The organism is Flavobacterium agri, from assembly GCF_013401995.1.
Classification (GTDB): domain Bacteria; phylum Bacteroidota; class Bacteroidia; order Flavobacteriales; family Flavobacteriaceae; genus Flavobacterium; species Flavobacterium agri.
This window is the reverse complement of sequence record NZ_JACBJI010000001.1, coordinates 285,173-305,608: the sequence shown is the minus strand read 5'-3', so window position 1 is coordinate 305,608 and position 20,436 is coordinate 285,173. Positions and strand designations below refer to the sequence as shown.

20 protein-coding genes are annotated in these 20,436 nt (G+C 48.2%); 11 read left to right on the top strand and 9 right to left on the bottom strand.

The annotated features are described in order from the left end of the window. The first annotated feature begins 1 nt into the window (after window position 1). On the top strand, window positions 2–1,492 hold the full coding sequence (locus HZF10_RS01480; protein ID WP_176004395.1) for an LptF/LptG family permease: 1,491 nt from the start codon (window positions 2–4) through the stop codon (window positions 1,490–1,492). Then, window positions 1,492–2,616 carry a 3,4-dihydroxy-2-butanone-4-phosphate synthase gene (gene ribB, locus HZF10_RS01475; protein WP_176004394.1) on the top strand — a complete coding sequence of 375 codons (1,125 nt, stop codon included), beginning with the start codon at window positions 1,492–1,494 and terminating at the stop codon, window positions 2,614–2,616. Before HZF10_RS01480 ends, ribB begins: the two co-directional genes overlap by 1 nt. On the opposite strand, the gene HZF10_RS01470 is transcribed toward ribB, so the two are convergent. After that, the gene (locus HZF10_RS01470; RefSeq protein ID WP_176004393.1) at window positions 2,613–3,026 is read right to left on the bottom strand and encodes a DoxX family protein; all 414 of its coding nucleotides are present in this window, start codon (window positions 3,024–3,026) and stop codon (window positions 2,613–2,615) included. The two genes, ribB and HZF10_RS01470, sit on opposite strands and share 4 nt — an antisense overlap. Window positions 3,027–3,159: 133 nt before the next feature. Here HZF10_RS01470 and HZF10_RS01465 point away from each other — a divergent pair, with 133 nt between their 5' ends. Further along, entirely contained in the window at window positions 3,160–4,008 is an 849-nt protein-coding gene (locus HZF10_RS01465; RefSeq protein WP_176004392.1) for a helix-turn-helix domain-containing protein, read from the top strand. Here HZF10_RS01465 and HZF10_RS01460 read toward each other — a convergent pair whose 3' ends face one another. Both HZF10_RS01460 and HZF10_RS01455 read right to left on the bottom strand, forming a co-directional pair. Then, complete coding sequence (locus HZF10_RS01460) at window positions 4,009–5,418, bottom strand: glycoside hydrolase family 125 protein (protein ID WP_176004391.1); 1,410 nt, start codon at window positions 5,416–5,418, stop codon at window positions 4,009–4,011. 48 nt (window positions 5,419–5,466) lie between these two features. Next, on the bottom strand, window positions 5,467–7,056 hold the full coding sequence (locus HZF10_RS01455) for an ABC-F family ATP-binding cassette domain-containing protein (protein WP_176004390.1): 1,590 nt from the start codon (window positions 7,054–7,056) through the stop codon (window positions 5,467–5,469). Window positions 7,057–7,354: 298 nt separating this feature from the next. Between HZF10_RS01455 and HZF10_RS01450 the strand changes: the two genes are divergently transcribed. The 7 genes from HZF10_RS01450 to HZF10_RS01420 all read left to right on the top strand — a co-directional run bounded on the left by HZF10_RS01450 (window position 7,355) and on the right by HZF10_RS01420 (window position 13,466). Further along, on the top strand, window positions 7,355–8,359 hold the full coding sequence (locus HZF10_RS01450) for an alpha/beta fold hydrolase (protein WP_176004389.1): 1,005 nt from the start codon (window positions 7,355–7,357) through the stop codon (window positions 8,357–8,359). 34 nt (window positions 8,360–8,393) lie between these two features. Beyond that, window positions 8,394–8,852 carry an organic hydroperoxide resistance protein gene (locus HZF10_RS01445; protein WP_176004388.1) on the top strand — a complete coding sequence of 153 codons (459 nt, stop codon included), beginning with the start codon at window positions 8,394–8,396 and terminating at the stop codon, window positions 8,850–8,852. Window positions 8,853–8,919: 67 nt separating this feature from the next. Next, on the top strand, window positions 8,920–9,963 hold the full coding sequence (locus HZF10_RS01440) for a sensor histidine kinase (protein WP_217703320.1): 1,044 nt from the start codon (window positions 8,920–8,922) through the stop codon (window positions 9,961–9,963). Next, complete coding sequence (locus HZF10_RS01435; protein ID WP_176004387.1) at window positions 9,944–10,702, top strand: LytR/AlgR family response regulator transcription factor; 759 nt, start codon at window positions 9,944–9,946, stop codon at window positions 10,700–10,702. The genes HZF10_RS01440 and HZF10_RS01435 overlap by 20 nt, the downstream gene beginning before the upstream one ends. Before the next feature lie 121 nt (window positions 10,703–10,823). Continuing rightward, a complete protein-coding gene (locus HZF10_RS01430) occupies window positions 10,824–11,612 on the top strand; it encodes a DUF1223 domain-containing protein (protein WP_176004386.1) in 789 nt (262 codons plus the stop codon). 92 nt (window positions 11,613–11,704) lie between these two features. Next, on the top strand, window positions 11,705–12,592 hold the full coding sequence (locus tag HZF10_RS01425; protein WP_176004385.1) for an oxidoreductase: 888 nt from the start codon (window positions 11,705–11,707) through the stop codon (window positions 12,590–12,592). Between the two features lie 73 nt (window positions 12,593–12,665). Continuing rightward, window positions 12,666–13,466, top strand: a complete 801-nt coding sequence (locus tag HZF10_RS01420; RefSeq protein WP_176004384.1) for a helix-turn-helix domain-containing protein — start codon at window positions 12,666–12,668, stop codon at window positions 13,464–13,466. A gap of 135 nt (window positions 13,467–13,601) precedes the next feature. Here the strand turns inward: HZF10_RS01420 and HZF10_RS01415 are convergent, their stop codons facing one another. Then, window positions 13,602–13,997 (bottom strand): DoxX family protein, encoded by a 396-nt coding sequence (locus HZF10_RS01415; protein WP_176004383.1) that lies wholly within the window; start codon window positions 13,995–13,997, stop codon window positions 13,602–13,604. Between the two features lie 270 nt (window positions 13,998–14,267). Here HZF10_RS01415 and HZF10_RS01410 point away from each other — a divergent pair, with 270 nt between their 5' ends. Then, window positions 14,268–14,642: a DUF1508 domain-containing protein gene (locus HZF10_RS01410; protein ID WP_176004382.1), complete on the top strand. Its 375-nt coding sequence runs from the start codon at window positions 14,268–14,270 to the stop codon at window positions 14,640–14,642. A gap of 58 nt (window positions 14,643–14,700) precedes the next feature. On the opposite strand, the gene HZF10_RS01405 is transcribed toward HZF10_RS01410, so the two are convergent. From HZF10_RS01405 to HZF10_RS01385, 5 genes are all read right to left on the bottom strand, one after another. After that, complete coding sequence (locus HZF10_RS01405; protein ID WP_176004381.1) at window positions 14,701–16,167, bottom strand: amino acid permease; 1,467 nt, start codon at window positions 16,165–16,167, stop codon at window positions 14,701–14,703. A 1-nt stretch (window position 16,168) separates the two neighbouring features. Next, on the bottom strand, window positions 16,169–17,173 hold the full coding sequence (locus HZF10_RS01400) for an EamA family transporter (RefSeq protein WP_176004380.1): 1,005 nt from the start codon (window positions 17,171–17,173) through the stop codon (window positions 16,169–16,171). A gap of 396 nt (window positions 17,174–17,569) precedes the next feature. After that, complete coding sequence (locus HZF10_RS01395) at window positions 17,570–18,109, bottom strand: inorganic diphosphatase (protein WP_176004379.1); 540 nt, start codon at window positions 18,107–18,109, stop codon at window positions 17,570–17,572. A 92-nt stretch (window positions 18,110–18,201) separates the two neighbouring features. After that, window positions 18,202–19,746, bottom strand: a complete 1,545-nt coding sequence (locus HZF10_RS01390) for a DHA2 family efflux MFS transporter permease subunit (RefSeq protein ID WP_176004378.1) — start codon at window positions 19,744–19,746, stop codon at window positions 18,202–18,204. Between the two features lie 49 nt (window positions 19,747–19,795). Further along, the gene (locus HZF10_RS01385; RefSeq protein WP_176004377.1) at window positions 19,796–20,386 is read right to left on the bottom strand and encodes a TetR/AcrR family transcriptional regulator; all 591 of its coding nucleotides are present in this window, start codon (window positions 20,384–20,386) and stop codon (window positions 19,796–19,798) included. Window positions 20,387–20,436: the final 50 nt, after the last annotated feature.

The following is a 20,436-nucleotide window of genomic DNA, read 5'->3' as shown; positions in this document are numbered from 1 at the left end:
AGTGAAAATCCTTGATCGTTACATCTTAAAATCTTTTGTGATTACGTTCGCCACGGTGTTCGTAATCCTTTTTTTTATATTCATTTTACAGACGGTTTGGCTGTTCATAGCCGAGCTCGCAGGTAAAGACCTCGACTTTTTCCTTATCGTCAAATTCCTGATGTTCGCCATGCCGAGGATCATTCCTTTGGTGTTGCCGCTTTCAGTTTTGCTCGCATCGATCATGACGTTCGGAAGTTTTGCCGAGAATTACGAGTTCGCGGCCATGAAATCGTCGGGAATCTCGCTTCAGCGCGCGATGAGAAGCCTTATGGTTTTCATCGGATTCCTGAGCGTCGCCTCGTTCTTCTTCGCCAACAACGTGATTCCGTATGCCGAATACCAATTCATCAATTTCCGTGCGGATATCGGGAAAAAACAACCTGCGATGGCCATTGCCGAAGGACAGTTCAGCGACGTAGGCTCGTTCAACATCAAGGTCGAGAAAAAATCGGGCGAGAACGGCAACATCCTTTCGGGCGTGACAATCCACAAAAAATCGGGTTCGGGACAAGGAACGCCTACCGTGATCCGATCGAAAAGCGGCGAATTGGTCTCGAGCGAGAATTCGAACATCCTTAAACTGGTTTTGAAGGATGGCGATTACTACGAAGACATCGTCCCGAAAAAATACGAAGACCAGAACAAGATGCCGTTCGCCAAAAGTTCGTTCAAACGCTACGTGATCAACATGGATTTGAGCAAACTCAACAAACTCGACGAATCCGAAGACAAGGTCACGACCAATAACATGCTTAACGTGAACGAGCTCAATTACACGCTCGACTCACTGCACAAAGATTTCGACAAAAACATCATTTCGTTTGCCGATAACATTTACCAACGCACGGGAATCATTTCGAGTGCGATCCAATACGCACCCAATAAACCTAAGGATACGACGGCGTTAAAAGCAGAAAAGAAAGAATTGCCCAAAGACCTTCTTTCGGGTTTCAGTCGGGGCGATAAACAGGCGCTGCTCAAAATCGCGAAAGGAAACGTCGAAAGCACGAATTTTTCTATAGACGGTTCCACTTTCGAGATGCAGGAACAGATCAAGAACATCAACAATCACCAGCTCGCGTTTTTCGACAAATTCGTGATCGCTTATGCCTGTCTACTGATGTTCTTTATCGGCGCGCCATTGGGAGCGATCATCCGCAAAGGCGGTATCGGTTTGCCGATCGTTTTTGCCGTACTGATTTTCATCACCTTCCATTTCATCAATACTTTCGGAAAAAAAATGGCGCAGACAGACGGGATTCCGGCCTGGCTCGGTTCATGGATGTCATCGTTCATCCTGACGCCGTTCGCGGTTTTGCTCACGTATCGCGCCACGAACGACATCGGATTGTTCCAGCTTGACAACATCCTGGAACCGATCCAGAACTTTTTCGCGAAGATTTTTTCCAAAAAAGAGAAACAGGAAACAGAACAACTACCAACAGCATAATGTCCATCAAACTCAATACCATAGAAGAAGCCATAGAAGATATCCGCCAGGGTAAAGTGATCATTGTCGTAGACGACGAGGATCGCGAAAACGAAGGCGATTTCTTGGCTGCTGCCGAAAAGGCGACTCCAGAAATGATCAACTTCATGGCCACACACGGCCGCGGATTGATTTGCGCACCGCTTACCGAAAGCCGTTGCAAGGAACTCGACCTCAAGGCCATGGTGACCAACAACACCGACCACATGGAAACGGCGTTCACGGTTTCGGTAGATTTGAAAGGACGTGGCGTGACTACGGGTATTTCGGCCGACGACCGTTCCAAAACCGTCATCGCGCTTACCGATCCCGATGTAAAACCATACGATTTCGCACGTCCGGGACATATCTTCCCGCTGATCGCCAAACAAGGCGGCGTGTTGAGACGAACCGGACATACCGAAGCCGCAATCGATTTTGCGCGCCTTGCCGGATTCAAACCAGCAGGCGTGATTTGTGAAATCATGAACGAGGACGGTTCGATGGCACGTCTTCCGGAGCTTGTAGAAGTTGCCAAACGTTTCGACTTGAAACTCGTTTCTATCGAAGATTTGGTCGCTTACCGCATGCAACACGACTCATTGATCGTCAAAAAAGAAGATTTCGACGTAGAGACGCGTTTCGGCACGTTCAGGCTTCGCGCTTATGTGCAGACGACGAACAAGCAAGTCCATATCGCGCTTACGAAAGGCACGTGGAATGCGGGCGAACCGATCTTGACACGTATCAATTCGACCCAAGTCAACAACGATATTCTCGGGACTTTGACCAACAACGCCGACCAAAAGCTCGACGATATGTTCAAGCTGATCAACGACGAAGGCAAAGGTGCGGTGCTTTTCATCAACCAGAACATGGAAGCCTACGGATTGCTCAACCGGATCACCGAACTCAAGGAATTGCAGGCGCAAGGCGAAATGAGAGCGCCCAAAATCGTGATCGACAACAAGGATTTCGGTATAGGCGCGCAAATTTTGCACGACATCGACATCTGCAAGATCCGTTTGATTTCGAACACCGAACAAGCAAAACGCGTCGGTATGATCGGTTACGGACTCGAGATTTCCGAATACGTTTCGTTTTAGTCAACCCATTTTTCCGAAATCCATCGGTCAAGGCTCCATTTGCCTGAACCGTGGAAAAAGAACAACAAGAAGAACAACAGGAAAAGTGTCGGGAGTTCCTGTTGCAAAAAATCCAGATCGCCCATTTTCCAGACGATGACGAACATCGTAAAGGCAAGCATCGGGCAAACGATACGCGTAAGCAATCCCAATCCGAGTAAAATCCCTCCAAAAAATTCGGTAGCCTTGGCCAAATGCGCCATAAAAACAGGAGCTACAAAACCCGATTCTCGTAGAAAGGCCGACAGGTTTTGCATTTCCACGCGATCGAACAACGGAAGCCCGTGTCTCATGATCAAAAACCCCACCGACAGCTTGGCCACAAAAACTCCGATTTCAGATAAAGGCGTCACATTCAAAATTCGTTTCATAAAAAGTGTTTTAGTACGGCAAAACTACTTGCGGACTGAATTTAAGCAGTATAAGACGCGTAAAACAAATGTAAACGAATGTAAAAAGTGCCGTTTACGAATCGGGATGCGCACCAAATCCTTAATTTTACGTATGCGAAAAACCAAAAGGATTTTATGGATTTGCGTTGCCGTGGCATGCTCGCTTGCGATGTTGGCTTTTTCTTCTTTCGACCGGAACCGCGATCTTGAAGACAGCCGCAACATCGCCATGCGTCACATCGGGCATAAACTGTTGTGGCAAAACGGCGACAGTATATCGGTCGTGCCTGCGGTGATCCAAATCGACCGATCGACTTTCCGGCTTTCATTTGCCAAACCTTTTCGCTTTTCGACCGATTCCCTCGTTGCACTTACCGAACATGAAGCCGCAAAAGGCAGATTTCCTAAAAAATATACGGTCAAGGTTTATAATTCGGGCGAACGATTGGCCTACGGCTATGAAATGCCGGCACTTGATTCGACTGCATGCCTCGGACGTCCGCAACCGCAGGATTCCTATCGTTTAGACGTCACATTTACCGATATTTCAGAATCCTCGAACACTTTATTTTACGCAAGCGCGATTCCGATCGTGATCGTGTTCTTAAGTTTCGGATTCAAGCGCTCGCCCAAAATACCCGAATCCGGATCGCAAAGGAAAAGTTTGAAGATTGGCGCTTACGAGTATTTTCCCGAAACCCAATTGCTCGTAATCGGACAAAACCGTGAAAAACTGACCGCGAAAGAAGCCAACGTATTGTCCATTTTCGCGAGTCGCCAAAACGAACTCATCACGCGCGAAGAACTGCAGAACGAGGTTTGGGAAAGCAAAGGCGTGATCGTTGGTCGCAGTCTTGACGTCTTCATTTCGAGATTGCGCAAGAAATTCGAAGGCGACGAGAACGTCAAAATCGTAAACGTACACGGATCGGGTTACAAACTGATCGTTTCCGCTTCGTAATCATTCGGCAAGCAAATGCGGTTTCTCGCGCTGGATTTTCCAGATCAATTCCCCGAATAACGTGTTGGCCCAAGCAAACCACGATCGCGTGAACTTCTTCGGATCGTCTTTGTGGAAAGACTCGTGCATGAATCCGGTTCCCGCATGCGTAGTTTTCAAAATGTGCAGACATTGCCGGATCTCGTTGTCATCCACACTGGTAAGCGCCTGCATGATCAAACCGATGTGCCAAATGTAATTTTCGGGCGTGTGTGGCGCACCGATTCCCTTGGCCGCCTTGCCTTCGTAATAATAAGGATTCGACGGGCTCAAAATCATACGGCGCGTGTTCACATACACCGGATCGTCTACGGCGCAACTTCCGAAATACGGCATCGACAGCAAACTCGGCGCATTCGCATCGTCCATGTAAAGCCGGTTTCCGAAACCGTCAACTTCGTAAGCGAAGACCTTTCCGAAATCGGGATGGTCGACGATCGCGTATTTCTTGAGTGCCGATTCCACCTCCGACGCCAGTTCTATGCAATCAAGTTGTAATTCTTTGTCTTTGAATAGTTGTGTGGCCATTTCCGACAATTGACGAAGCGAAACCACCGCAAAATAATTCGATGGCACGAGGAACGGAAAAACCGTCGCATCGTCGGACGGACGGAACATGGACGCGATCAATCCGACGGGTTTTATCGGGAAACCGTATCCGTCAAGCGGAGGCGTGTCGATACTTCTCGGCGACGACCGCATAAAACTGTACGGGCCTTTTCCGTTCTTGCGTTGCTGCACGCGGAATGTTTCGACCACGAGTTTCATCGCTTCGTGCCAATTCTGGTCGAATGGCGAAACGTCTTTGGTCTGTTTCCAATAATGATACGAAAGCCGGATCGGATAACACAGCGAATCGATTTCCCATTTGCGTTCGTGCAGCTCGGGTTTCATTTCGGTGAGATCGTTCTTCCACTCGCTTCCGGTCGCGCCTTTGTTGAACGCGTTGGCATAAGGATCGATCCTGATGCATTTCGCCTGACGGTTGATCACGCCTGCCAAAAGCTTTCGCAATTGAAGATCCTGTTTGGCCAAAGTGAGATACGGCATGACCTGTGCCGTGCTGTCGCGCAACCACATCGCGTGGATATCGCCCGTAATCACGAACGTGTCGGGTTTGTTGTTTTTGATCGAAAAATCGACGGTCGTATCGAGCGTATTAGGGAAACAGTTCTCGAAAAGCCAGGCCAGTTCGGGATTTCGCAGATTGGTCTTCATCGATGCGATCAATTTCTCTACGGACGCGCTCGTGAATTTGCGCTTCGATTTGGGCACGCGGACCACGGGAAATTGGTCCGACGGTAAAAAATCGATCAGGTACGCACCCAAAGTGGCCAAAGCCGATGTCTGCAGAAAATGTCGACGTTTCATGTTAACTAATTTATGAAAAGTTTCGGCATCCCGATTCGTTGACCTTTTCTATTCGAGGCGAATCTCGCGCTGCAAACCTATGTCCGCAACAAAATGGGCATCGTGAGAAACCACGATCAACGTTCCTTTGTACGCACGCAACGCATCGGTAAGGATGGCGACGTTCTCAAGGTCGAGGTTGTTCGTGGGTTCGTCCAAAATGATGACTTCGGGCGATTGGCCGCTTATCGTCAAACAACACAACAGCAATCGCATACGCTCGCCTCCGCTCAAAGCCGCGCAAGGTTTGTCCCAATCGTTTTGAGGAAACAGGAAACGGCTGAGTTCGGTCTTGATTTCGTGTTCGGGTTTCAGAGAAAGATTGGATTTCTGTAGCTGTTCCAAAACATTGAGCTTGTCGTTTATTGCAGAATAATCCTGGTCCACGTATACCGTTTTGGAAACCGTACGATTCAAAGTTCCGGTAGAAGGTTCCAAATTGTCCAAAAGCATGTTGATCAGAGTCGTTTTCCCAGATCCGTTCGCGCCATGTAAAGCGATCCGTTCGCCACTCAAGATTTCGATGTCCAGGTCGGATTTCCACAAAAAGACGTCCGAAAATGCGAAATTGATTTTCGTTCCCTTAAAAAGCGTTTTGCCGTTGTGCAGATTCGAATCGTCGAAACCGAACTTGATTTTGGAGCGTTCGGGCAACGATTTGCGTAAACCACTCAACTCATGTGCGATGGCTTGGGTCTTTTCGGCATGTACGCTTTTGAGTTTCGAAGAGCTGTTCTCGGCTTTGTTGCGCAAGGTATTCATCGAAATCGTCGGCAAGCCCGATTTTTGTTGTTTCTTCTTTCCTTTTGAATCCAGTTTTTGTTGTCTTTGGGCCGATTCGCGTTGGATTTCGCGCGCGTGATGAAGCGCCTTCTCAGAACTTTTTATGTCGCGTTGCAACGCTTGCGTTTCGTGTTGTTTCTGTTGGACATAAAATGCATAATCGCCTCCGTACGTGACGATTTTGTCTTTTTCGAGCTCGAAAGTCCTGTCTACACGATGTAACAACGCACGGTCATGGCTCACGATAAGAATGGTTTGCGCACTGTTGCCGATGAAATCATAAAGCAGATCACGCCCGTCGCGATCAAGATGGTTGCCGGGTTCGTCGAGCAATACGATATCGGGTTGGTACAGGCCGATTCCCGACAACAACACCTTCGTCTTCTGCCCGCCGCTCAACGAGCCCATTTTGCGGTCGGGTCCGATGCCGTCGAGTCGCCAATCCTGCAAAGCTTGATGGAATCGTTCTTCTATCGACCAATCGTCGTCTAAAATCTCAAGATTATATTCGGTTGGATTTCCGCCCAGGATTTCACGGTAAGCATTGATCTTTTTGTCGATGTGCAATGTTTCGGCAACCGTCATCGCGTCGAATTGCCCGTAGACTTGAGGTACGTAATACAACGTGCCTTCAACCTTGATTCTTCCTTCGGTTGCAGATAAAAGTCCGGCCGCGATTTTGAGCAAAGTCGATTTTCCCGAGCCGTTACGGCCAATAAGCGAGGCTTTTTCGCCTTTGCCGAGATAGAGGTTGATATGGGTGAAAAGCACGTCCTTGTTGGGATGCGCATAGCAGATGTCCTGCAGTAAAAGCATGTTCTTTCTTTTTAATATGGATAAATACGGGAAGGCCGAAGTTTGGCTTCCAAAAATTTTCGCGAAAAGAAAGGGCTATTTACATAGAGAAGTGATCGTTGGTGCAAAAGTATAAAATATGGAGTTCGATTATGTCCGAATCGGTTTATTTTCTTTTCGGATGCGGATTTGGAAAGTTAAACCTACACGATGTCCGGTTCACCTCCCGATTTGTCCACTTCGCCCGCTTTCCCTTTCCCAACCTTTGATACTGAGCTACTTTTGACATGAAATTAAAACCGATAACCACCAAGAAATCATGAAAACAACAATTCTAAACCGATTCCGCACGATAAGCCTCAACCTGTTGGCTTTGGCGGCGATGCAACTCACTTCTTCTAAAATGATCGCACAAACGGCTTCTTTCGAATCGATCAAACAAATCAACGCCGGAGATCTCAACATCGGTTATGCCGAAGTCGGGCCCAAAAACGGACAACCCGTGATATTGCTTCACGGCTGGCCTTACGATATCCAAAGTTTTGCCGAATCGGCCCAAATCCTACAAGCAAAAGGCTATCATGTTTACGTGCCTTATTTAAGAGGTTACGGCACTACCCGATTCCTGTCAGACAAAACACCCAGGAACGGACAGCAAGCCGCGTTGGCCGTAGACGTAATCGCGTTTATGGATGCGCTCAAAATCAAGCAAGCCGTCATCGGCGGATTCGACTGGGGCGCGCGCACGGCAGACATCGTCGCAGCCTTGTGGCCTGAACGTGTAAAAGCCTTGGTTTCCGTAAGCGGTTACCTGATCGGAAGCCAGCAGGCCAACGCCGCGCCTTTGTCGCCAAAAGCCGAATTGTCTTGGTGGTACCAATACTATTTCGCGACAGAACGCGGCCAGAAAGGTTATGAAGCCAACCGACGCGATTTCGCCAAACTGATCTGGAAAACGGCATCGCCCCAATGGAATTTCGACGACGCGACTTTCGACAAATCGGCAGCAGCGTTCGACAATCCGGACCATGTCGCAATCGTGATCCACAATTACAGATGGCGTCTGGGGTTGGCCGAAGGCGAGAAAAAATACGACGAGCTCGAGAAAAAACTCGCGACGTTCCCGACAATCAGCGTGCCGACCGTGACGCTCGAAGGAGACGCGAACGGCGCGCCACATCCTGATCCGGCAAAATACGCATCGAAATTCACAGGCAAATACGCGCATCACAACCTAACGGGCACTATCGGGCACAACCCGCCACAAGAGGCACCTCAGGCATTTGCGGACGCCATCATCGAAGCGGATCATTTTGCGAATTAATCGAAAAATCACAACTCTAAATTTTAATATCATCATGGAAAATCAAATCGTATTTACAGCAGCAAGCAAGACACCTATCCAAGTCGAAAAAGTGATCTATACAGCAAAAGTCCACATCGACGGCGGTCGCGAAGGTTCGGCCAAAAGCGACGACGGACAACTCGACATCGCACTTTCGACTCCGGGAAGCGGCATCAAAGGCACGAATCCCGAACAACTTCTTGCCGCCGGTTGGTCGGCTTGTTTTATCGGGGCGATCAAAATCAACGCGGCAGGCATGAAAATCCGCTTGCCAAAAGACGTGTCGGTAGACGCAGAAGTAGACCTTACCTCGGGAGAAGGCGGTTACGCACTTGGCGCAAGACTCAACGTGAATCTTCCGGGATTGACTTTCGAACAGGCAAAAGCACTTGTCGAAGCGGCTCACCAAACCTGTCCGTATTCAAAAGTCACGAGCGGTAACATCAACGTGACTTTCAGCGTATCCATCTAAATGACGGAATCGCCGAAGCGCAAAAAATAATGTCATAACTTTGAAGGCAGGCGTCCGATTTGGGCGCTTGCCTTATTTAATCCCGAACATCGTGAAGCAGACACGTTTCAAAATTTCAACGGCCACCATTTGGATCAGCTCCATTTTTCTCGGATTGCTGTCTTCTGTTCCTCAATTGGCCTCACGCGATTTCAATTTGGCCGAGGCAATCGTAAATGCCGCACTCACCGCGTCTTTTGCTGTGATGATGTGGTATTTCAACCTGTATATGCTCACGCGACAGTCGGACAAGCGCCGCAAGCAAAGCATTTCTTATTCGAAATTGCTGAGTTCGCTCGTTTTCGGGTTGATCGTGATGTTCGGCCTTGCCTGGATCCAGCAATTGATTTTGTCGCATATCGATTTCGGCCCGTCTATGCTTATGGTCGAAGTGCGCGGCATCCTGATCAACCTCGTGTTCTACATGTTCTTAAATCTGCTACAGCAGAATTACGAAAACCAGCACGTGAGTATGGAACTCGAACGCATCAAGAACGACAATCTGGGCGCTCAGTACGAATTGCTCAAGCAACAGGTGAATCCGCATTTCCTGTTCAACAGTCTGAATACGCTCAAGGCGATGGTAGAAACTTCGGATGCGCATTCGATCGATTTCATCATCAAATTATCGAGTTTTTACCGGTTCACGCTCGAAAGCCGGAAGCTCGACCTGATCCACGTACGTGAGGAAATGCAGATTCTCGACGCTTACATTTTTCTCCAAAACGCGCGTTTCGAAGGCGGTTTCACGTTCGAAAGCGAATTGGACGAAAGTGTGATGAATACGTTGATTCCGCCTTTTTCACTACAACTTCTCGTCGAAAATTGCCTCAAGCACAATATCGTGTCTCGCAGTAAACCACTGGCCATCAAAGTGTATTCGGAAGACGGGAAAATCGTGATCGAAAATCCGATACAACCCAAAATAGGCGAAAAGGAATCGCTTGGCGTCGGGCTCAAGAACATCGACCTGCGCTACAAACATTTGCTCGAAAAACATATCGATATTTCGGAAGAAAACAACATTTTTAAGATCAAACTCCCGCTAATCCATGAATATAGTCATCATTGAAGACGAGCCGAAAACGGCCAAATCGCTCGAAAACCTGATTCTTGACCTCAAACCCGAAGCCGAGATTATCGGTTGGTATGACAGTGTGGAAAGTTCGGTCGCGGCTTTGTCCAAAGCTCAACCCGACCTTATTTTTATGGACATACAGCTCGCCGACGGCCTGTGTTTCGAGATTTTCAAATCGGTCACTATTTCGTGTCCGGTCATATTTTGTACGGCTTTCGATCAATATTCGATCGAAGCGTTCAAGAGCAATGGCGTCGATTATATCCTCAAGCCGTTTTCGCGAGACGACATTTGGGAAGCGCTCAAAAAAGTGGACGAGCTCAAGAATTTCTTCCAGAAAAATGCGACTCCGGATTTGAACGATTTGCTCAATAAACTCAATCCTTCTGCGGGAAAAACCAGTTTTCTCGTTTACAAAAACCTCAAATACACGACGGTACAAACCGATGACGTCGCCTTTTTCTACATCAAGAACGACTCGACTTTCCTGGTCACTTTCGACCGACAGGAATTTCCGCTGACCCAAACCTTGACCCAAGTGGCCAGTTTGGTTTCGGCCAAGCAATTTTTCCGCGTGAACCGACAATATCTCGTGAATTTCAAAGCCGTAAAGGAAATCGAACATTACTTTTTGCGCAAACTTTACATTAGACTCGCCGTGGAAACGCCCGACAAACTGTTCATCAATAAAGAAAAGTCGCACGCTTTCTTTTCGTGGCTCGAAGACCGTTAAGCCGTAAATCTCACGGTTCGATTTGTACGGTTTCGGACGCCAATATGTCCGGTTGGCCTTGTTTTGACTGTCGTGGCGCGTATCGGGAAAGTACTTTTGGGTCAAATAAAATCCAACAGATATGAAACCGATAAAAATTTTCGCGATTTGTGCCGGAATAGCACTTCTCGCCAGCAGTTTGGCTTTCGTTACCGACGATACCGGAAACAAGGCCATCGAACCCCAACCGATTGTAGCAAACGGCGACGGTTTTGCCGTACTCGAACTGTTCACTTCCGAAGGTTGCTCGAGTTGTCCTCCGGCCGACAAGCTTTTGGGCCGCATCCAACAACAATACAAAGACAAGCCCGTCTACGTACTCGCTTACCATGTCGATTATTGGGATCGTCTGGGATGGAAAGACCAATTCAGCAGCCTGGAATTCACGAATCGCCAATACGCTTACACCCAATCGTTGAAATCGGAAATGTACACACCACAGGTCGTACTCAACGGAAAAAGCGAATTTGTGGGTTCGAACGCCAAAGTAGCCGATGAATCGCTTGAGGCAGCGACGAAAGGCACACCAAAGGCTAAGTTTGACGTACAAGCCAGAACAGAAGCGGGTAACATCCATTTCGATTACACGTTCGACCGCTATGAAAACGACGGCATATTGCGCATGGCGATCGTACAGAAACATGCCGTAAGCCAAGTGAAAAGAGGCGAAAACGAAGGGCGCACGCTCGACCATTGGCAAATCGTGCGCAAACTGCACACGTTCAGGCTTAACCCGTATGGAAAAGGTTCGAACCAATTCAAGATCCCGCAAGGCTTCAACACCAAGGATTGGGAGATCATCGGCATGGTCCAAAATGAAAAAGACGGAAAGATCATTGCCGCCACGCGTGCGTCTTTCGCAAAACAATGAGCCATACAACAAAGCTCATTTGAGCCGTACACCAAAGTAAGCCCTTATGTATCGACCTAACTTTGCAGATATAAATCATAAAACGATATATCATGTCAAAAGTTTGGTTCATTACAGGTGCTTCACGCGGATTGGGTCGCAATCTAGCCGAAGCCGTTCTCAAAAGCGGTGATAAGGTAGCTGCAACAGCACGAAATACAGATCAATTGCAAGACCTGGTTGCCCAATATGGCGATCGGGTTTTTGCGATTCCGTTGGATGTCACGAATTACGATCAGGTACACATTGCCGTCGCCGATGCGGTTTCGCGCTTCGGAAGCATCGACGTTCTGGTCAACAACGCCGGGTTCGGGATCATCGGAGCCGCCGAAGCGTTTACCGACGAGCAGGTGCGCTCCCAACTCGAAACCAATTTGTACGCACCGATCGAAATCACGCGCGCCGTTTTGCCGATCATGAGAAAACAACGCGGCGGACGCATTCTGCAGATCAGTTCCATTGGCGGACGCGTCGGAAATGCGGCACTTACGATCTATCAGGCCGCGAAATTCGGGTTAAGCGGTTTCAGCGAGGCGTTGGCTAAGGAAGTTGCTTCTCTAGGAATATATGTCACGAGCGTGGAACCCGGAGGATTCCGTACCGATTGGGCAGGCGCTTCGATGACGTATGCAACCGAAATCGAAGGCTATGATGCCGTCAAGCAACGCACCGATTTCATCAAAGGCGGCAATTTTATCCCTGTAGGCGATCCCGAAAAGGCGGCCAAAGCCATGTTCGAACTCGCTTCGCATCCAAATCCGCCAGTCCATCTGGTTTTGGGAAGCGAAGCCATCGGTTTGCTCAAAAATGCCAACGAGACGCGCGAAGCCGAAATGCAACAATGGCTCGACGTAAGCCTTTCTACGGATCACGACGAGTCTGAAAATTTTCTCGACACACCTCAAGGTAAATGGTTCACGAGCGTGACGAAGGAAAAATAATACCGATTGAATCATTGTGATGCAAACGGCTTCGACCACTCGAAGCCGTTGCGTCATTTCACTACTTTTGCATATGGACGATCTCAAAAATCCACCTATCGCCTATTCGTGCTATTACACGCGTCATCGCGAAGGCGAGCAATTCGTGCGCGAACACGTGTTCAGTTACCAGATTTCGGGTACGTTGACGGTGAACACGGGCGATGCCGAACACATTTCAAGAGAAGGCGATTTCCGGTTCATCAAACGGAACCAGTTGCTCAAATTCGTGAAGCAACCCGGTGAACAGGGCGTTTTCAAATCGCTGTCGATTTATCTCGACCAGGCCACACTTAAAGATCTGGCGCGTGATTTAGGCATCGAGAATCCCAAAAACCACGTCGAGGCCGAAAAGGTAATCCCACTGCCGGAACGCCCGCTTTTCAAGAGCTTTATGGATTCGCTTTTGCCTTACGTGCATTCGGAAACGCCGATAAACTATCAGCTTGCATTGCTCAAACAACGAGAAGCCTTGTTGATCCTGTTGCAGGCGCATCCCGAATTGAAAGACATACTGTTCGATTTCAGCGCACCCGGAAAAATCGACCTTGAAGCGTTCATGAACAAGAATTTCCAGTTCAATGTGCACCTCGATCGTTTCGCCTACCTCACGGGTCGCAGCCTCGCTACTTTCAAACGCGACTTCGAACGTATTTTCAAGATGTCGCCAAGCAAATGGCTACAACAAAGACGACTGCAGGAAGCGCATTATCTGATCGCCGAAAAAGGAAAAGCGCCTTCAAACGTCTATCTGCAAACGGGTTTTGAAAACCTGTCGCATTTTTCGTTCGCGTTCAAAAAAATGTACGGGATATCGCCGTCGCGTCTTGTCTGACCAGAAAATCAATTGAATTAAGCACATCGAATCTGCGTAAATCAGTAAAATCTGCGTCATCAGCGTTCCTAACAAACTTATACGCACAAAAAAGCCCAGACAAAATCCGGGCTTTCTTTTTTTGATTTGTTGAGATTATTTCGAAACCGTCTTGCCATATTTTACCGGATACAATTTTCGGAACATAGCATACGATGTCGAAGCGATCGCAAACGCAATGACGGCATCGGTCGCAGCCGAAAGTCCGAGCACGCTGATTTTGGAAACGAACGCGAACACGATGTCGAAAAAGATGCCCGCGAATACCCATTCTTTGAGCCTTAGGAATCGATTTGGCGCCAACAATACCGAAACGCCGGCCACTTTGAATACGCCAAGCAGATAAATGAAATGTGCCGGATAACCGAGTTGTTGCGTGATTTGCCAAACCAAAGGATTGTTCGTGAGTTCGAAGAATCCGCTGGCGCCGAACCAGGCCGAGATCAATAAAGTGCTTGTCCAATACGTGATTTTTGTTGCTTTGAAGTTCATGATTTCTGAGTTTTTTAGGTGATTAATGACCCAAAGTTGCAGCTATGCGGTTGCAATCCACAGCGATAAAAATGCGAAACGGACATTTTAGGGGTTGAGTCGGACATTGACGGATGCGAGTGTTTTCCGACAAATGTTTTACACGGCCGATTGTTAATTACTCGAACGCCGTCGGGTCGTCAACGTTGCTTCAAATGTTTAGATTTGGCACATCGGGAAAACGGGAAACCGATCCGGCCAACCGATTGAAAGTCAATTTTTCAAAAGTACATGGGCACATTCGTCATCAGCAAACGCTTTAACGGAGATTACAAATTCATTTTCGCCTCGCGCAAAGGCAAGACTATTTTTACGAGCATCGGTTGCAAGAACAAGTCCGATTGCGAGCTGATGATAGACGGTATCCGCAACCACATCGACATGTTCACGTTTACGAAGGTGAGAAATGCGGGCGGCAAATATTTCTTCCGATTGTCGAAAGGCGGTCTCGTGTTGGCCAACAGCCGAAAATACACGACGGAATTGCTGCTCAAGAAAGGCATCGATGAAATCCTCAAATATTCATCTGTAGGCGAAGTGCTCGACTTTTCGGACGCGGAAGCCATTTTTCCTGAAGAAGAAGAAATCGAAATCGAGTCTTTATAAACGAACAAAACCCTTTCCGTCCGCAGATAGAAAGGGTTTTGTCCGATTATGGCAATCGTTACTCTTTGACGGAATCTTGGGCAACGGAAATACCGTTTCTCAGTTTACTGTTTTTCTTTCCGTAAGCGAAGTAAATCGCGAAACCGATCGCCAGCCAGACGAAAAGCCTGATCCACGTGTCGAGCGGAAGCGAAACCATCATGACCACGCAAGTCAAAATGCCCAAAATCGGGACAAGCGGAACGAAAGGCGTCTTGAACGGACGTTCTGCATCGGGTTGTCGTTTGCGCAAAATCAATATGCCGAGACACACCATCACGAAAGCGAGCAATGTTCCGATACTCGTCATTTCGCCCACCACGCTTATCGGTACGAAACCTGCGAACAAGCTGATGAAAACACACAATACGACGTTCGATTTCGACGGCGTGTTGAATTTGGGATGCAGGCGAGAGAAAATTTGCGGCAACAATCCGTCCTTGCTCATCGCATAAAACACGCGCGACTGTCCCAAAAGATCGACAAGAATAACCGAAGTGTATCCGATCAGAATCGCAAGAATCACTGCCGTCGCGAGCCATTGATAAGGCGTATGCGCAATCGCGATGGCAACGGGCGCGGCGCTGTCCTTGAATTCGGTGTAATTGGCCATTCCTGTCATCACGTATCCGAAAAGGATGAATAAAACGGTACAGACCAAAAGCGAACCGAGAATCCCTATAGGCATGTTGCGCTGCGGATTTTTCGTTTCCTGTGCCATGGTCGCGACGATGTCGAACCCGATGAATACGAAGAATACGACTCCGGCGCCTCGTAGTACGCCGCTCCATCCGAATTCACCGAACGTACCCGTGTTTTGCGGAATATACGGCTGATAATTGGCCGGATCGATATAGTGCCATCCCAAAGCGATGAAGACCAAAACGACGCCGACTTTTAAAGCCACGACGATCACGTTGAACAAAGCCGAACTTTTCGTTCCCCTGATGATGATCGATGTGATCAGCGCGATGATCAGAACGGCGGGCAGATTGATGATTCCCGACACTGTCGAACCGTCTTGCATCGTCACGGTTTCAAATGGCGATTGCACGAGTTGTGGCGGAATATGGATGCCGAACGAATCGAGGAATTTGACGAGATATTGCGACCAACTGATGCCGACCGTTGCCGCTCCGACCGAATATTCGAGTACGAGATCCCAACCGATGATCCAGGCGAACAACTCGCCCAAAGTTGCGTAGGCGTAAGTGTAAGCGCTTCCCGAAACCGGAACCATGGCCGCGAATTCGGCGTAACACAACGCACTGAACGCGCATCCGACGGCGGCAATAATAAACGATAAGGTCACGGCCGGACCCGTATTTTCGGCAGCGGCGATCCCGGTCAGCGAGAAAAGTCCCGCGCCTATGATGACTCCGACGCCGATCGCGATGAGATTGACCGGACCGAGGCTTCTTTTAAGTGAGCTTTTCCCGCTTTGGGCCGCTTCTACCTTGAGTGCTTCTATAGATTTCCTGAGCATATCAATAATGGGTTATGTATTTGTAAGGACTTGTGATTCTCGAAAGCATCTGGTTGATGCGCCTAAGCCTGACCTGACTTCGTTTACCGATTTTATACCGAGCCGAATTCGTGAGCAATACGCCGAAAAGGATGATGGCCAGTCCTGCGAATTGTATCGACGTGATGCTTTCGTTTGCCAATATCCATCCGATGACCACGGCCACGATCGGGTTGATATAGGTGTGCGTGCTTACGAGCACCGGATCTTTTACGGTCAATAACCAAATGTACGACACATAGGCGGCGATCGATCCGAAAAAAATCAGGAACAGCAGCCCGAGAATCGCGTTAGTCGGCACTTCGGAAACCGAAAATTGCGCCCACTCGCCTCTGAGTCCCGAAATCACGAAGCTCGCAAAACCCGCGACGAGCAGTTGTTGGGCGATGTTCATGAACGTAGAGTTGCCCGCCGGATTGTTTTTCGAATACAGCGAACCCAAAACCCAGGAAACCGAACTCAGGGCCAAAACGAGGAATGCAATCAGCCTCAAACCGCCCGAAGCTTCTGAAACTGTCGATGACATGCTGCCTTTGAGAAACAGCACAAGTCCCGCGAACCCAATGGCAAGGCCGCCGGTTATGAATTTGTTCGAAAAGTAATAACCCCAGTTTTTCCTGTCGAGCGCGATGAACCAGAACGGCCCGGTTGCAATGGCGATCGCGGCTTCCGTAGAAGTGACGAATTGTTCGCCCCAGGCGACGAGCCCCGTTCCGCCGGTAAGGATCAGGATTCCCGTGAACGCATTTTTTCTCCAGTCGGAAAAAGTGCCCGAAGTGTCCGATTTGCTTTTCCTCCACAGGAATAGTATAAGACCGGCTCCGAAAAACCGCAATCCCGAAAGCAGGAACGGCGGAAAACCGGTCAGTCCGTATGATATGGCGAGGAAAGTCGATCCCCAAATGACGTAAATTCCGGCGAAAGCCAGAAAAACGGTAAACGCGAATTTATTTTTGATAAGTGACATGTGTCTGATTTTTGAAATGAATAAAAAAAGGCCCTTGCTCGTGTTGAGGAAGGACCTTGTGTTCGTGTCAGCGTATGGCTATACAGATTCTTTCCGGCAACAATGGAGGCGCATCGTCTTATGACAATGGTTCATACACATGCGATTGTTGGCGAAATTCTTCATGACAAAAGGTTTTAAAAGTCAATAAAAAAGCCTTTCTGGATGGAAAGGCTCATATAAAAAATACGTGATATTACTTATTTACAAGGCCATTTCGGTATACGGATGATTGTTGCGGCACATCATGCGGCACATTGAAATCATCGTATTATGGCGTTTGTTTTTCATTTCGGGTACAAAGCTAACAGGTTCTTGTTCAAAAAACCAAATAAAATTTCTTAAGGAAAGCCTAAATCAGTTTTTGCCGAATACGTCCTTGTAGTCCTGGATGGCTTTGATCACGATCTGCTCGGCCACAAACCTGTCCTGGAATTCCTCGACGACGACGGTCTTGTGTTCAAGTTTCTTGTAATCCTCGAAGAAATTGCGCATTTCGGAAATGAAGTGCTCCGGCAATTGTGAAATGTCTTCGATATGGCTTACGCTCGGATCGCCTTGGGCTACTGCGATGATCTTGTCGTCTGCCTCACCTCCGTCAATCATGCGCATCACGCCGATTACTTTAGCTTCGACCATACAAAGCGGTACGATCTTTACCTGCGAAATCACCAATATGTCGAGCGGGTCTTTGTCATCGCAATATGTTTGCGGGATAAAGCCGTAATTGGCCGGGTAATATACAGATGAAAACAATACCCGATCCAGCTTGAGCAGTCCGGTTTCTTTGTCTAATTCATATTTTGCACGGCTTCCCTTTGGGATTTCGATGATGCCGTTTACGATTCGGGGCGACTCTTCGCCGTAGGGCACGTCGTGCCATGGATTTGCGTTCATGCGGCAAATTTACGTCATGGTTTTGGAATTGTCAAAATCCCGAAAGCCATCAAATCCAAATATTTTTGGCGTTTTCAGGAAGGCGCTAAAAATCAATGGTCTGCAGAAGCCACGACGAGCTTGCCTTTTTGCCTGCGGGCGACGAGAATCAACAATGGAAGCGCCAAAGTGAAGAAAAGTCCTATAAGCAAATATCCGTCTATATAACTCAACAGAGACGATTGCTTCTGTACGACGTTGTCCATGAGTTGCAACGCACGCAGTTTGGCATCGATTTCGGCGAATCCTTTTTGTTCGAATGCTTTGGTAAGTTGGTGCAACCTGTCCATGGCGATCGTATTGGTTTCGGAAATGTCACTGATCATATCGACACGATGAGCCGCAATGCGACGCGCCACGAACGTATTGAGGATCGAAATCCCGAACGAACCGCCCAATTGACGCATCATGTTGTTCATGGCCGCACCTTGTGGCATGTCTTCGGGAGCGAGTGAAGAAACGGCCAATGTAGCCAAAGGAACGGTCAGGAAGGCCATTCCCACGGCACGGAATATCAGGCTGACGGCGATATATGAAGCCGACGTATCGAGGGTCACTTGCGACATCGCCCAATTGAAATAAATAAAACACAAAAAGCCAAGCAATACGATAAGTGCCGGCGATACGCCGCGTTGCAGCATTTTACCCGACAAAATCAGTGCAATCAGCGCCACGACCGATCCGGGCAACAGCAAAACGCCTGTCTGCGATGGTGAAAAAGCCAATAACCGTTGTGCAAATACGGGAGTGAGATAGATCGAAGTGAACATTCCGATACCGGTAATGAACGTCAGGATTGCGGCAATCATAAGCGATTTGCTTTTGAGCACGCGCAGATCGACTACCGGATAATCGACGTGCAGTTCCCAAAAAATAAAGAACAAAAGCGAGAAGAACGCGATGACCGATAACACCACGATGTACCGCGCTTCGAACCAATCATCGGTCTGCCCTCTTTCGAGCACGATCTGCAAAGCACCAACGCCTATCGCAAGCAAAGCGATTCCGATCCAGTCGACTTTGCCTTTTTTACCGGCGGTCGATGGTTCGCCGAGCAGGAAGTAACACGAGATCGCGACGATGATTCCGATAGGTACGTTTATGTAAAAAATCCACGGCCACGAAGCGAATTCTGTGATATAACCTCCGAGTGTGGGTCCGATGGTCGGTCCGATGAAAATCCCGATCCCGAAAAGTGCGCTTGCCGTAGCCTGTTTCTCTTTCGGGAACAATTCGTAAACGACTGCGGCTGAAACCGACAAAAGTGCGCCGCCTCCAAGACCTTGCAGGAAACGGAAAATCACGAGTTCCCAAATATTGCCCGAATTGCCGCACATGAACGAACAGAACGTGAACAGTAGTATCGATCCTATATAGTAATTGCGCCGGCCGAGATTGGTCGTGAGGAAACTCGTCATCGGTATGATAATTACATTGGCGATCGCATAGGCCGTGATTACCCACGAGGTATCTTCGAGCGTCGCGCCGAGATTGCCGCTCATGTGCGAGAGCGCGACGTTGACGATAGAAATGTCGATCAGTTCCATAATGGCGGCGCCGATTACGGTAATCATGAGTATTTTTTGTCTTGTATCCATCGGATAAATAATATTTTATACCAATCGGTATATTTTAAATCAAAAAAAATCAGCCCAAATCGTCTATCATTTTTTTTACGGAATCCATGATGCTTCCCAAATGATCGAGTCTTCCCGTAAGACGCGTAATCAACACAGCGCCTTCTATCGTGGCGACCATAGTCAGTGCAACTCTTTCGGGATTTATGCCCGGCGCTTTGAATTCTCCTGCTTCGATACCTTTTTCGATAAGACTCACGATACTGTTTTTCCACGAAAGGATGGCTTCCATGGCCATATCCTTTAGTACGGGATGCGTATCATCGGCTTCGACCGCTGTATTTTGTATCGGACAACCGCCGCTGATGATCAACTTGTCAAAATACGCCCGATAGCGCTCCGGATAGGAATAGAGCTTCTCTTTATAGGTCGCCTTGTTGTCGATATCGGCATTGAAACGCTGTCTGAGCATTTTGAGATTGTACTCGAAAGCCGCGATCATCACCTCGTCCTTGTTCTCGAAATTACCGTAAATGCTGCCTTTGGTTAGCCCGGTCACCTCGATCATATCATTGAGTGACGTGCCCACATAACCTTTCTTGTTGAACACAGGCGCGGTTTTCTCTATGATGAACTGACGTGTTTTTTCGGCTTTTGACATGACGGTCTAATTTGACGATACAAAAATATACCTTTTGGTATTATTATCAA